Origin of the sequence: Pseudomonas sp. TWI929 (assembly GCF_039673335.1) — a bacterium.
Taxonomy (GTDB): Bacteria; Pseudomonadota; Gammaproteobacteria; order Pseudomonadales; family Pseudomonadaceae; genus Aquipseudomonas.
In genome coordinates, this window is record NZ_JBDJLK010000031.1 from 30,510 (window position 1) to 45,394 (window position 14,885).

The 14,885-nt window shown below is 65.3% G+C and carries 3 protein-coding genes and 1 pseudogene; 1 reads left to right on the plus strand and 3 read right to left on the minus strand.

Going from position 1 to position 14,885, the window contains the following annotated elements; all coding sequences use genetic code 11:
- Positions 1 to 759 carry a thiol:disulfide interchange protein DsbG gene (dsbG, locus tag ABE456_RS14690; RefSeq protein ID WP_346644571.1) on the plus strand — a complete coding sequence of 253 codons (759 nt, stop codon included), beginning with the start codon at positions 1 to 3 and terminating at the stop codon, positions 757 to 759.
- A gap of 70 nt (positions 760 to 829) precedes the next feature.
- Here the strand turns inward: dsbG and ABE456_RS14695 are convergent.
- The 3 genes and pseudogenes from ABE456_RS14695 to ABE456_RS14705 form a co-directional block, all read right to left on the minus strand.
- Positions 830 to 1,174: pseudogene (locus ABE456_RS14695) on the minus strand (IS5/IS1182 family transposase); the annotation flags it as partial.
- Positions 1,175 to 1,356: 182 nt separating this feature from the next.
- Positions 1,357 to 1,632, minus strand: a complete 276-nt coding sequence (locus ABE456_RS14700) for a hypothetical protein (RefSeq protein WP_346644572.1) — start codon at positions 1,630 to 1,632, stop codon at positions 1,357 to 1,359.
- A gap of 256 nt (positions 1,633 to 1,888) precedes the next feature.
- Positions 1,889 to 14,842: a non-ribosomal peptide synthetase gene (locus ABE456_RS14705; RefSeq protein ID WP_346644573.1), complete on the minus strand. Its 12,954-nt coding sequence runs from the start codon at positions 14,840 to 14,842 to the stop codon at positions 1,889 to 1,891.
- Between the last annotated feature and the right edge of the window lie 43 nt (positions 14,843 to 14,885).

Consider the following 14,885-nt stretch of genomic DNA (forward strand, 5'->3'; position numbering starts at 1 on the left):
ATGCGATTGACTGCACTGCTGCCCCTGTCCCTGGCCCTGCTGGCCGCCCCCACCTTGCAGGCTGAAGAGCTGCCCAAGGCCGTTCAGCAACTGCAAGCCAAGGGCGCCGTGATCAAGGGCAGCTTCGACGCGCCCGACGGCCTGCGCGGCTACGCCGCCGAGTACCAGAACAACGGCCTGGCCTTGTACCTTACCCCCGACGGCAAGCATGTGCTGGTCGGCAGCCTGTTCGACGAACAGGGCAAGGACCTGAGCGCCGAGCCGCTGGAAAAGCTGGTGTATGCGCCGATGAGCAAGGAAATCTGGGCGAAGATGGAGAAAACCGCGTGGATCGCCGACGGCAAGGATGATGCGCCACGCAAGGTGTACCTGTTCAGCGACCCCAACTGCCCGTACTGCAACATGTTCTGGGAGCAGGCGCGGCCGTGGGTGGAGTCGGGCAAGGTGCAGTTGCGCCATATCATGGTCGGCATCCTCCGCGAGGACAGCCCGGGCAAGTCGGCGGCGCTGCTGGCAGCGAAAGACCCGGCCAAGGCCCTGCAGCAGCATGAGAAGGCCGGCAAGGCCAGTACGTTGAAGGCACTGGAACAGGTGCCGGAGGCAGTGCAGCAGAAGCTGGCGGTAAACATGGCGCTGATGGAAGAGATGGGCTTGCAGGCGACCCCCGCGATTTTCTATCAGGATGAGCAGGGTAATCTGCAAAGCCAGCAAGGCGCGCCGCGGCCGGAGATGCTGGGGAAGATTCTCGGCAAGCGATAGAGCATGTCGTGAGTTTTGCTGTGGCGCGGAGATCGAGCGCCATGCGGGCGGCGCCCGATTTGCGCCGCCCCGCAAAACCCAAGGCGTGATGCACCATACCCGATCCAGCATCCGCGCCGATTGGGCTTTCATGCCGAAATGGTACTGGTTGTCGTTCTTCGCCTGATGCATCTCTGAATCGCGCTTGCCTTCCTTGTGCTTGGTCTGACCAGGCCCATGGATGATCGTGACAACCACAATCGTACCCTCGCGTAGTGACAGGCCTTTGTTATGCAGGTTGTTGTTAATGGCTTCCAGAATTCCTACCGCGAGCGGATGCTTCTCCAGAAGATGCCGGGAATATATGATCGTTATGTGTTCGAGAGTCGGGGGTGATCTCGTACAACGCTTCGTCCATCGCTGGATCGTACACGTAGAGCGGCCTGTGCTGACTTGATCGGAGAATCCTGAACGGCTGGATCTCAGCATACTCTCAACGTAGAAAACGAAGTTAAAGGCAACGATTGAATGTATCAGACATCCTTATAAATCTTGGATGCAAACGATTGAGGGCATGGAATTCGAGCGCCGCAGCGGCGCTCGATCAAAGCGATCAAATCAATCTTTCTGCGCAAGCATCTGGGCATAGAGGTCTGACTGTTGTGATTCGATTACTTCTTCGACCGTCATCCAGCAAGTATCTACCAAGCTCACCCAACGAGAGGTGTAATTCTTGGACAAAATCCTGAACATACCGGATGACCCGTTTTGCGCCCGACTTTCATCCATAATAATGTTACCAACATTAAAGTATTTGCAAATCAATTCCTCTTCATCAAAGTGAAGAACCTCTTTCAAACCACCGTTCTTTACCAGCTGAATCCGATATTTCATCTTGAAATCTCCAATCATGAATTATGAACGCACAATCACAATATGAAAATCCAACAAACCCAACAACTAACAAAAATATCAGTTTCGACTCGCAGCAAGCTGTGCTACGCGAATTAAAAAGATCTCATCGCAGACATCATCCGCAGCGCGCCTCCCGCCATCACGCAAGTTTCGGAGTGGATTGGAAGCGCGTATCGGTCTGACATGCTGAAATTCGTGCTTGAAAAAGGACCAGTGACTTGGCCAAGCCATGTTTTTACAGCCCCTCCAACTCCGCCATCAGGTCACTCAGCCGGTCGACCTTGTCGTCATCCAGCGCACTGCCCTGCAGCCCCTGCACATACACCGCCAGCTCCACCACCGTGCTGCACTCGAACATCGCCCGCAGCGGCACGTTCAGCTGCAGCTGCTTCTGCACCCGCGAGGCAATCTGCGTGGCCAGCAACGAGTGCCCGCCCAGCTCGAAGAAGTTGTCGTGCACCCCAACCCGCTCGGCCTTCAGCACATCAGCCCAGATACCCGCCAATACCTCTTCCAGTTCGTTACGCGGCGCCTGGTAGGCCTGGTTGTGCTGGCTACCGATGTCGATGGCCGGCAGGGCCTTGCGGTCGAGCTTGCCGTTGGCATTGTGCGGCAGCCTGTCGGACCAAGCCCAGTGCAATGGCACCATGTACTCCGGCAACTCGGCACGCAGGCGCTGCTTGATCTGCTCCAGCAGCGTGACATCGGCACTGACGCCCTGATGCACCACCAGGTAGCCAACCAGATGCTTGCCGTTGACGCCCTCCTGCACCCCCACCGCCGCGTCGCGGATTTCCGCCTGCTCGTGCAGGCGGGCTTCGATCTCGCCCAGCTCGATACGGTAACCACGGATCTTCACCTGGTGGTCGATGCGCCCGACATACTCCAGCACACCATCAGGACGCTGCCGAGCCAGGTCGCCGGTGCGGTACAGGCGCTCGCCTGGCGTACCATAAGGATGCGGGATGAACGCCAGCGCCGTGCGCACCGGGTCACCGACATAACCACGGCCAACACCCGTGCCTGCCACGCACAACTCACCCACCGCACCCAACGGCACCAGCGTCTGCTCATCGCCGAACAGGTACAGGCGGTTGTTATCGGTCGGCGTGCCGATCGGCAGGTAACTGCCTTGGGTCGATTGGGCATCGACACGGAAGAACGCCACGTCATCCGAGCACTCCGCCGGGCCGTAGGCGTTGACCAGGCCGATCCGGGGGTAGCGCTGCAGCCACTGCGCCGCCAGCTCCGGTGGCATGGCCTCGCCGGTCGGCAGCATCCAGCGCAGGCCGTCGAGGGCCTGGTGATCGTTGGCCAGCATGCCCTGGATCAGCGACGGCACGCTTTCCAGCACGGTGATGCCAGTGGCCTGCACATGCGCCAGCAGGCCCTGCGGGTCATGGGCGATGGTGTTCGGCACAATCTCTACCGTGGCCCCGAACAGCGGCGCAGCGAGGAACTGCCACACCGAAATATCGAAGCTCTGCGAGGCGGTCTGGGCGATCACGTCCTGCTCGCTCAGCGCCAGGTACGGCAGCTTGCTGAGCTGGTTGTTGAGCATGCCGCGCTGCTCGACCATCACCCCTTTCGGCAGGCCGGTGGAGCCTGAGGTATAGATCACATAGGCAAGGTTTTCCGGCCCGCTGTGGACGCCCGGGTTGTGGCTGGCAACCGCGCTGGCCTGGGTTTCCTCCCAAACCAGCAACTGCGGCCGTAGCGCTGTTTCCAGTTCTGCCAACAACTGCCGCCCCTGCTCGGCACAGGCCGCGCTGCACACCAGCACCGGCGTGCGGCTGAGCTGGATGATGCTTTGCAGGCGCGCTGCCGGCAGGCCCGGGTCCAGCGGCAGGTAGCCGGCACCGGCCTTGAAGCTGCCGACGATCATGCCCAGCAACGGCAAACCGCGCTCGGCCAACAGTGCCACTGGCTGGTCCACGTTCACACCCGCCGCGATCAGCGCATGGCCCAGGCGGTTGGCCGCCAGGTTCAGCCCGGCGTAGTCATAGGCGGCTTCCAGGCAGCGGGCCACGGTACGCTCTGGATGTGCGGCCACTTGCGCTTCGAACTGCGCGATGTAGCTTTGCTCCAGCGGGTAAGCCCGCTCGGTGCGGTTGCAGTCTTCCAGCAGGAAGCGCTGTTCTTCAGCGCCGAGCAACGGCAGGTCGCCCACTTCACCATCAAAGCCCTGCACCAGCGCCAGCAGCAGGCGCTTGAACTCGGCCAGCAGGCGTTCGACGGTCGGGTAGTCGAAATAGCGTTGGTCGAACGACAGGTGCAGGCCCAGGTCATCGCCCGGGTAGCACACCGCGGTTAGCGGGAAGTTGGTGTGGGTACGGCCGGAATCCGAGCTGGCGTTCAGGTGCTGAGCGTGGTCGAGCACGGCGGTTTCCACCGGCGCGTTCTCGAACACGAACAGGCTGTCGAACAGCGGCTGGCCCTTGGGCAACTCGCTGCAGTCCTGGATCGCCACCAGCGGCAGGTATTCGTACTCGCGCAGCTCCATGTTGCTTTGCAGCAGGCCCTGCAGCCATTGGCGCACGCTGCAGCGCTCACCGGCAACCGGCAACTGCACACGCAGGGCAACGCTGTTGATGAACAGGCCGACTGTGCGCTGCATCTGCGGCATGCTCACCGGGCGACCCGCCACGGTCACGCCAAAGGCCACGTCGCGGTCGCCGCTGTAGCGCGCCAGCACCAGGGCCCAGGCCGCCTGAGCAAAGGTGTTGACGGTGAGCTGGTGGGCCTGGGCCAGTTCGCGCAGGCGCACGCCGTCGCTGGCTTGCAGACGGGTGTAGCAATCGCCGACGACCATGCCGCTGCCGGCGTGGTCATGCCGCAATGGGCGGTCGCTGGGGATCGCCGTGGCCCGTTCGAAACCGGCCAGGTTGGCCTGCCACCAGGCACGCGCGTCGTCCAGGCCCTGGCGTTGCAACCAGCCGATGTAGTCACGATAGCGCGGCGGCACCGGCAGCCTGGCCTGACGGGCTTCGCCGAGTGCCTGGTACACCTCGAAGAAGTCGTTCATCAACAGCGAGCGGCACCAGGCATCGATCAGGATGTGGTGGTTGCTCATCATGAACCAGTAGCGCTCGTCCGCCACGCGCACCAGGCGCAGGTGGAACGGTGCCTCGCAGAGCAAGGCAAAGCCGGCCTCGCGTTCCTGCTTGTGCAGGGCCTGCAAGCGCTGCTCCTGAGCATCGTCGGCAAGCTCGCGCCAGTCCTGGTAGTCGACCGCCAGGTTGCCCGGTTTGTGGATGATCTGCAGCATCGCTTCGCCGCTGTTCCAGCTGAACGAGGCGCGCAGTGCTTCGTGGCGCGCCACCACCGCCTGCCAGGCCTGGGCGAAGCGCTCGGGGTCGAGCGCGCTGTTGATGCGGTAGCGGTCCTGCATGTAGTACAGGCCGGTGCCCGGCTCCAGCAGGGTGTGCAGCAGCATGCCCTCCTGCATCGGCGTCAGCGGGTAGACATCCTCGATTTGTGCAGCCGGTACCGGCAGTGCGTCGATCTGCTGCTGGGTCAGGTGCGCCAGCGGGAAGTCCGACGGGGTGAAGCTGCCATTGCCCTCGGCCAGGCAATGCGTGACCAGCGCCAGCAGCTCCTGGCGGTAAGCTTCGGCCAGGTTGGCGATGGTCTGTTGGTCATAGCGTTCGGCACTGAAGGTCCAGCGCAGCTGCAGGGCACCGCCATACACTTGGCCATCGACGCTCAGCCAGTTGGGCAGCGGTGCATCAAGGTCATGTGCCAGGCCGGCCGGGGCATCCAGCGGCTGGAACACTGCCGCGCTGTCGAACTGCTGGTCGAACTGGCCCAGGTAGTTGAAGGTGATGCGTGCCTGCGGCAAGGCCGCCATCTGCTCGCGCCCGGCGTCATCCGCCAGGTAGCGCAGCACGCCGTAACCCAAGCCTTTGTGCGGCACCTGGCGCAGGTGTTCCTTGATGCGCTTGATCGAGCCGGCCCGCGCCGCGTCGTCTTCGCCTGGCAGCGGGCGCAGGCTCAGCGGGTAGGCATTGGTGAACCAGCCGACGCTGCGAGTCAGGTCCATGTCTTCGAACAACCCGTCGCGGCCATGGCCTTCGAGTTGCACCAGCACTTCTTCGTCGCCGCTCCAGCGGCACAAGGCCCGCGCCAGCGCAGTCAGCAGCAGGTCGTTGACCTGGGTGTGGTAGGCCGCCGGGGCCTGTTGCAGCAACTGCCGGGTCTGCTCCACATCCAGGCCGATGGCCAGGGTATGGGCGTGGCGGTGCAAGTTGCCGCCCTGCGGGTGATCGCACGGCAGTTCGCGGCGCACGCCGCCCAACTGGCCTTGCCACCAGCCCAGCTCGTCGCGCAGCGAATCGCTGCCGGCGTAGCTGGCCAAGCGCGCGGCCCAGTCGCCCATGGCGTGGGTCTTGGCCGGCAGTGGCTGGCCGCGGTACAGCGCCTGCAGGTCTTCCAGCAACACGCGCCAGGACACGCCATCGACCACCAGGTGATGGATCGCCAGCAACAGGCGCTGGCTGCCCTGCCCGTTTCGCACCAGCAAGGCGCGCAGCAGCGGGCCCTGGTGCAGGTCGAGGCTGCGCTGCACATCGCTATACAGCGCCTGGCAATCGGCGAAGTCGGCGACAGTGGCGGTCCACAGCAATTGCCCGGCAGCAGGCTGGGCGTATTCGGCCTGCCAACGGCCACGGGTCTCGCTGAAACGTAGGCGCAAGCTGTCATGGTGCTGCACCAGCGTGGTCAGGGCCTGCTCCAGTACTGCTTCATCCAGCGGCTGGCGCGCCTCCAGTAATACCGCCTGGTTCCAGTGCTGCGGCTGCGGCACTTCGTTGTCGAAGAACCAGTGCTGGATCGGCGTCAGGCCAATCTGCCCCTGAAGCTGGCCCTGCTCGATGCTGCTGGCGGCTTCGCTGTAGCGAACCACACCCGCCAGGGTCTGGATGGTCTGGTGCTGGAACAGGTCGCGCGGGGTGAACTGCAAACCAGCCTGTCGGGCGCGGCTGACCACCTGGATCGACAGGATCGAGTCGCCGCCCAGTTCGAAGAAGTTGTCCTGCACGCCAACCTGGGCAACGTTGAGCACGTCGCGCCAGATCTGCGCCAGCTGTGCTTCCACCGCGTTGCCAGGTGCCTGGTATTGCTGGCGTGCCTGCTCAAGGTCCGGCAACGGCAGTGCACGGCGGTCGAGTTTGCCGTTGCCCATCAGTGGCAGGCTGTCGAGCAGTACCAGGTGCGCGGGCACCATGTAATCCGGCAAGTGCTGGCGGGCATCGGCCTTGACCGCTTCGCGCAGCAGGCTTTGTGCCTCGCTTTCGGCGCAGGCCTGTTTACACACCAGGTAGCCCACCAGTTGCTTGCCACCTGGCAGATCAAGGGCCAGCACCACGGCTTCGTCGACATCGGCATGCGCTTGCAGGCGGCTCTCGATTTCACCCAGCTCAATGCGGAAGCCGCGAATCTTCACCTGCTGGTCAGCACGGCCGACGTACTCGACCAAGCCGTCAGTGCCCAGGCGCACCAAGTCGCCCGTGCGGTACAAGCGCCCGCCTTCGCTGCTGAACGGGTCGGCGACGAAGCGCTCGGCGCTGAGGCCTGGGCGGTCGTGGTAACCCTGGGCCAGGCCGGCACCGCCGACATACAGCTCACCAATGCCGCCCTGTGGCAACAAAGCCAGGTCTTCGTCGAGGATGTAGGCCGTGCGGTTACCAATGACGCGGCCAATCGGCACGCTGCCGAGGTCGGCAGGCAACACCTCTGGCGCCAGGCAGGCCAGCGGCATGACCACGGTCTCGGTCGGGCCATAGGCGTTGAAGAACTGCTGCGGCGCAAAGGCCTGGCGAATACGCTGCAGGTGCTCGCCGGTCAGCGCTTCGCCACCGGTAATCACCAGGCGCACTGGCAGTTGCTCGTCCTGACCGCCCAGGAACTGCGCCAGCTGGCTGCCGTAGCTAGGGGTAAAGCCAAGGATGCTCACCTGCTGCTCGCGTACCAACTGGCAGATTTCCTCGGCACCCCACTGCCCCTGGGCGCGCAGTACCACGCGGGCACCGCACAGCAGCGGCACCCACAAGCGTTCGCTGGCGGCGTCGAAGTTGATCGAATAGAAGTGCAGCTCGCAGTCATCACTGCGCATGCCGAACGCGGCGATCACCGCCTGGCAATGCATGGCGAACTCGCCGTGGCTGACCACCACGCCCTTGGGCTTGCCGGTGGAGCCGGAGGTGTAGATCAGGTAGGCCTGGTGCTGCGGCAGGTTGAGGTTGTCCAGCGGCGCATCGCTGTAGGCCGACAGGCTGGCAGCGTCGTCTTCCAGGCTCCAGCGCGCCACACCCTCAGGCAGGTCGCCCAGCGTTTGCAGCAACTCGCGCTGGCTCAGCAGCAGGCAGATGCGGCTGTCTTCGATCATGTAGCGCAGGCGGTCGAGCGGGTACTCGGGGTCGAGCGGCACGTAGGCGCCGCCGGCCTTGAGGATGGCTAACAGGCCGACGACCATTTCCAGCGAGCGCTCCAGCGCCAGGCCCACGCGCACCTGCGGGCCGACGCCACGCTCGCGCAAGGCGCGGGCCAGGCGGTTGGCCTGCTGGTCGAGTTCGGCATAGGTCATGTGCTGGCCGGCGAAGGTCAAGGCACCGGCGTTTGGCGTGCGCGCCGCCTGGGTAGCGAACAGGCCGTGCAGGGTCTGGTCGAGGTCGAAATCGTGTTCGCCCTGCAACTGGCCCACCAGCACCTGCTGCTCGGCATTGCTCAGCATCGGCAGCTCGCACAGGCGTTGTTGCGGGTTATCCAGCAAGCCGACCAGCAGTTGCTGCCAGTGCTCGGCCATGCGTGCGATGCGTGGCTCGTCGAACAGGTCGCGGCTATAGGTCAGGCAGCAGCCCAGGCGGCCATCGAGGTCGGTCACTTCCAGGTACAGGTCGAACTTGGTGGCGCTGGCATCGTTGACCAGGTAGTCCACCTGCATGCCGGCCAGGCTGCGGCTTTGCTGGAAGGCCCAGCGCTGCACATTGCACATCACCTGGAACAGCGGGTTGTAGGCGCTGCTGCGCGGTGGCTGCAGGGCCTCCACCAGTTGGTCGAACGGCAGGTCCTGGTGCGACTGGCCTTCAATGGCGGCCTGGCGCATCTGTTCCAGCAGTGCGCTGGCGGTCATCTGCCCGTCCAGCTCGCAGCGCAGCACCTGGGTGTTGAGGAAGGCGCCGATCAGGCCTTCGCTTTCCGGACGGATACGGTTGGCCACCGGCGCACCGATGCGCAAGTCGCGCTGGCCGCTGTAGCGGTGCAGCAAGGCGGCCAGGGTGGCGGTCATGGTCATGAACAGGGTCAGGCCGCGCTGGCTGTTGAAAGCATGCACGCGGGCGACCAGCGCCGGGTCGAGTTCGAAGCGGTACAGCTCGCCACGGTGGCTCTGCACGGCCGGCCGTGGGCGGTCGGCGGGCAAGGCCAATACCGGGTGCTCGTCGCCCAGGCGGTCCTTCCAGTAGGCCAGCTGGCGGGCGCCCTCGCCGCTTTCCAGCCATTGCCGTTGCCACACGCTGTAGTCCAGGTATTGCACCGGCAGCGGTGCCAATGGCGACTCGCGGTCATCGACAAAGGCTTCGTACAGCTCGCCCAGCTCGCGGGCGAAGATGTCCATGGCCCAGCCTTCGGTGACAATGTGGTGCAGGGTCAGCACGAAGAAGTGCTCGCGCTCCTCGGCCTTGACCAGGCAGGCACGCAGCAACGGCCCGCGCTCCAGGTCGAATGGCTGGTGCGCCTGGTCGTCGGCCAGCTGTTGCAGGCGTTGCTGGCGGGTATCGGCAGGCAAGGCGCTGAAGTCTTGCCAGTCGAGGTGCAGGCCGCTGTCTTCGGCCACGCACTGGTATGGCACGCCGTCGATGCTGGGGAAGGTGGTGCGCAGGGTTTCGTGGCGCACGATCAGCGCCTGCAGCGCCCGCTCGAAAGCGTCCACATGCAGGGTGCCGCGCAGGCGCGCCATGCCGCCAACGTTGTACGCCGGGCTGTCCGGCTCCATCTGCCAGAGGAACCACATGCGCTGCTGCGAGTACGACAGTGGCACTGCCTGGCGGCGGTCGACGCGGGCGATTTCGCCTTGCAAGTTGCGCTCACCGGCGGCGCGGATGCGTGCGATCTCGGTACAGAACGCGCCCAGCTCGCTGGCTTCGAACAGCGCCTTGAGCGGCAGCTCGACGTCGCAGGCCTGGCGGGTGCGCGAAACGATCTGGGTGGCCAGCAACGAGTGGCCACCGAGGGCGAAGAAGTCGTCCTGCAGGCCGACACGCGGCAGGTTCAGCACCTCGCGCCAGATAGCGGCGACCTGTTGCTGCAGCTCGGTTTGCGGCGCGACATGTTCACGCTGTTGCCACACCGGGGCCGGCAGCGCCTTGCGGTCGACCTTGCCGCTGGGGCCCAGTGGCATCTGCGCCAGCGGCATGAGCTGCGTCGGCACCATATAGGCCGGTAATTGTTCCGCCAGCACGGCCAACAACTCGACTGGCCCTGCGCTGCCACTGTAGTAACCGACCAGTTGCGCACCGACGCTGTCCTTGTGGACCAACACCAGCGCCTGCTCTACCCCGGCTTGCGCCAGCAGGCAGGCCTGCACTTCCTCAGGCTCGACGCGGAAACCACGCACCTTTACCTGCTGATCGAGACGGCCAAGGTATTCCAGGGCCTCAAGCTGCACCTGCCAACGGGCGCGGTCACCACTGCGGTACAGGCGCTGGCCATTGCCGTCGGCCTGGGGCACGAAGCGCTCGGCGGTAAGGCCCGGCCGCCCCAGGTAACCACGGGCCAGGCCCGCGCCACCGAGGTACAGCTCGCCCGGCACACCTGGCGCAGTGAGTTCAAGCTCATCATCCAGCACGCGGCACAGCACATTGCCGAGCGGGCGACCGATTGGCGAACGCTCGCCATCCGTGGTTTGGCAGTGCCAGTGGGTGACGTTGATGGCGGTTTCGGTCGGGCCATAGCGGTTGTGCAGTTGCGCCTGCGGCAACATGTGCAGCACCCGGTCACGCAGTGCGGCAGACAATGCTTCACCACCGGAGAACAGCCGGCGCAGGCTGCTGCAGGCACTCGCCTGCGGCTCCTGGACAAACACCTGCAACAGCGGTGGCACGAAGTGCAGCGTGGTCACGCCATGGGCCTGCACCAGTGCGGCGATGCGCTGCGGGTCGCGGTGTTCGCCGGGGCCGGCGAGCACCAGCCGGCAGCCGGTGATCAATGGCCAGAAGCACTCCCACACCGACACGTCGAAGCTGATCGGCGCCTTCTGCATCAGCACGTCGCTGTCGTTCAGCACATAGGTGGCCTGCATCCACTGCAGGCGCTCGGCCAGCGCCGCGTGGGTGTTGCCCACGCCTTTGGGTTGGCCGGTGGAGCCGGAGGTGTAGATCACGTAGGCCAGGTTGTCGCCGTGCAGGTGCAGGCCGGGGGCATGGCTGGGCCAGCTGTCCAGGTGCAGCTGGTCGAGGGCGATGGCGCTGACGCCGTCGACCTGCGGCAGCTTGCCCAGCAGGCTGCTGTGGCTAAGCAACAGGCCGGCGTTGCAGTCGGCGAGCATGTAGGCCAGGCGTTCGGCCGGGTAATCGACGTCCAGTGGCACATAGGCGCCGCCGGCCTTGAGGATGGCCAGCAGGCCAACCAGCAGTTGCGGCGAGCGCTCGATGGCGATGGCCACGCAAGTGTCGGGGCCGACGCCTTTGTCACGCAGGTAATGGGCCAGGCGGTTGGCCTGCTGGTGCAGCTCGGCGTAGTCCAGGCTGCCACCCTCCCAGACCAGGGCGGTGCGTTGCGGGGTCAGGCGTGCCTGCTCATTGAGCTGCTCGACCAGCAGGCGCTGTGGCGCCGCGATCGGTGCCTGGCCCCAGTTCAGCAGCTGTAAGCGGCTTGGCTCGTCGAGCAATTGCACCTCGCCCAGCGCCCGTTGCGGCGCGGCACACACCTGCTCCAGCAGCGCCAGCAGGTGCTGGGCCAGGCGCTTGACGGTGCTGGCGTCGAACAGCTCGGCGGCATAGTCGAAGGCCAGGCTCAGGCGGCCCTGGTGGTCTTCTTCGCTGTGCAGCTGCAAGTCGAACTTGGCTTCGCGGCTGTGCCAGGCCAGCTCTTCGGCCAGCAAACCAGGCAGGCGGCGCAGCGCCGACAGGTCGCGTTGCTGGTGGTTGAACATGACCTGGAACAGGCCCTGCTCGCGGGCTTCGGGCAGGGCTTCGACCAGCTGTTCGAACGGCAGGTCCTGGTTGGCCTGGGCTTGCAGGGTGGCTTGGCGCACCTGGGCCAGTAGCTGCGCGAACGGCTGGCGGCCATCAAGTTGTGCGCGTAGCACCTGGGTGTTGATGAAGAAGCCGACCATGCCCTGGGTTTCCAGGCGTGGGCGGTTGGCGTTGGGCACGCCCACGCGGACCTCGGCCTGGCCGCTGTAGCGGTGCAGCAGCGCCTGCCAACCGGCCAGCAGGACCATGAACAGGCTGGCCTGTTGCTCGCGGGCCAGGCCTTTCAGCGCTTCGGTGAGTTTGGCTGGCACCTTGAGGCTCAGGCGGGCCGCGCGGTGGTCGCGCTGGCTGGCGCGCGGGTAGTCGGTGCACAGGTCGAGCACCGGCAGTTCATCGCCCAACTGTGCCTTCCAGTACTGCAGTTGGCGTTCGGCTTCGCCGTCGGCCAGCCATTCACGCTGCCAGTTGCCGTAGTCGGCGTAGCCCAGGGTCAGCGGCGCCAGGTTGGCCTCCAGGCCCTGGCAGTGGGCGGCGTACAGTTTGGCGAATTCGTCGAGCAGAATGTTCAGCGACCAGCCATCGGCAACGATGTGGTGCAGGGTCACCCACAACTGGTGGTCATCATCGTCCAGGCGGGCCAAGGTCACGCGCAGCAAGGGGCCTTGGGCAAGATCGAACGGCTGGCGGGCCTCGGCTTCACGCTGGGCAGCGACCTGTTCGGGCACCTGGCCTTCGAGGTCCAGGCGATGCAGGTTGAACGGCTGCTGTGGCAGGATGCGCTGCAACGCCTGACCGTTTTCTTCACTGAACACGGTACGCAGCGACTCGTGGCGCGCTACCAGCGCCTGGAATGCCGCTTCCAGGGCGCTTTCATCCAGTTCGCCACGCAGGTGCAGGCCGGCCGGAATGTTGTAAGCCGCCGATTGCGGTTGCAGCTGCCACAGCAGCCACAGGCGGTTTTGCGCCAGCGACTGGGGCAGTGCCTGGGCGCGCTCAAGGGTAGCGATGGCCCCGGCCTGTGCACCGCCTGCGGCGATGATGGCGGCCACGGCCTTGCTGTAGTCGGCCAGTAGCGGCGCTTCGAACAGCGTGCGCAGGCTGAGGTTGATACCCAGCTCATCGGCCAGGCGTGCAGTAGCCTGGGTGGCGGCGATGGAGTTGCCGCCCAGTAGCAGGAAGTGGTCGTCTGCCGCCACCGCCTCTACCTTCAGAATGTCACGCCACACAGCGCCGATGCGTGCCTGCAATTCATCACCCGTTGCATTGGCAGCAGCGACTTCGTTCACTTCAGGGAAGCGGGCGTAGCAGTCCAGGCTGCCGTCATCCATGCGCAGACGGCAGGCCGAACGCTGCAGCTTGCCGCTGGAGGTCTTCGGCAGCGCGCCTGGGTTCAGCAACAGGACCACCGCCGGGGCCTGGCGGCAGGCGTCGGCGACTACCTGGCGCAGGGTCTTGATCAGGTCCTGGGGCTTGATCGCCTTTTGCACGTTGCGGCTGATCTCCACCGCCACGCCGATGCCCTCCTCGCCCTGGTGCTCGACGGCAAACACCGCCACCCGGCCTTTGCGCAGCACCTCCACTTCGCGTTCGAGGGTTTGTTCCAGGTCCTGCGGGTACAGGTTCTGCCCGCGCACGATCAGCATGTCTTTCAGGCGCCCGGTGACGAACACTTCACCGTCACGCAGGAAGCCCAGGTCACCGGTACGCAGCCAGGTCTGGCCGTCCATTTCGACAAAGGTACGGGCGCTGGCTTCGGGGTTGCGCCAGTAACCAAGCGCGATGCTCGGGCCAGCGGCCCAGAGTTCACCCACCTGGTTGTCGCCCAGCACGTGCAGCTGTTGCGGCTCGACAATGCGTACCGCATGGCCGGGCTGCGGGTAGCCGCAGCTCATCAGCACGCTGCCTGCGCCCGGCTCGGCGCGGTTGGCGGCGAAGGCTGCGGCATCCAGCTGCAGCGCGGCGATGCCCTGGCCACGGCGGCTGCCGCTGACGAACAGGGTGGCTTCGGCCAGGCCGTAGCTGGCAAAGAAGCTCTGCGGGTCGAAGCCGCAGGCCTGGAACTTGTCGGCGAAGGTTGCCAGGCTGTCCTGGCGGATCGGCTCGGAACCGGAATAGGCCACGCGCCAGCGGCTCAGGTCGAGCCCGGCCAGCGCGGCCTCGCTGACCCGCTCACTGCACAGGCGGTAGGCGAAGTCGGGGCCACCGCTGATGGTGCCGCCGTATTCGCTGATGGCCTGCAACCAACGCAATGGCCGGGCCAGGAAGTAGCCCGGCGACATCAGCACGCAGGGCACGCCGCTGAAGATCGGCTGCAGCAGGCCGCCAATCAGGCCCATGTCGTGGTAAAGCGGCAGCCAACTGACGATCACGTCGTCAGGGTTGAGGTCGATGCCGAAGCCACAACGGATCAGCTGCTCGTTGGCCACCAGGTTGCCATGGCTGACCTGCACGCCTTTGGGCAGCGCGGTGGAGCCGGAGGTGTATTGCAGGAAGGCAATGTCATCGCCCTTGAGCGCAGGCTCGCGCCAGCTTGCGGCCAGCGCCGGGTCCAGGCCGTCCACCGCCAGCAGTTCGGGGGCGTTGTCGGCTGCCAGGGCTTCCAGGCCCTGCAGATTGCCCTGCAGGGCCGCAATGGTCAGCAGCAGGCGCGGCTCGGCGTCGTCGATGATCGACAGCAAACGTTGCTGGTGGTGCTGACGCGCGGACTCCGGCGGGTAGGCCGGCACCGCGATCACGCCCGCATACAGGCAGCCAAAGAACGCCGCCACGTAGTCCGGGCCGCTGGGGAACAACAGCACCGCACGGTCACCGAAGCTGGCGCGGGCCTGCAAGGCGGCGGCGATGGTACGCGCGCGCTGGTCGAGGTCCCGGTAGCTGAGCACCGCCTGCTCGCCGGGAGCGTCAGCCAGAAAGCGCAAGGCAATGCTGTCCGGGGTTTGCGCGGCGCGTTGCGCCAGGGCCTGGACCAGCGAGAGCGGGAGTTCGAAGGCGTCCGTCATGGGGTGTTCCTGCCAGTGTCTGGTTGGGGCGGGCCGGCTGCTC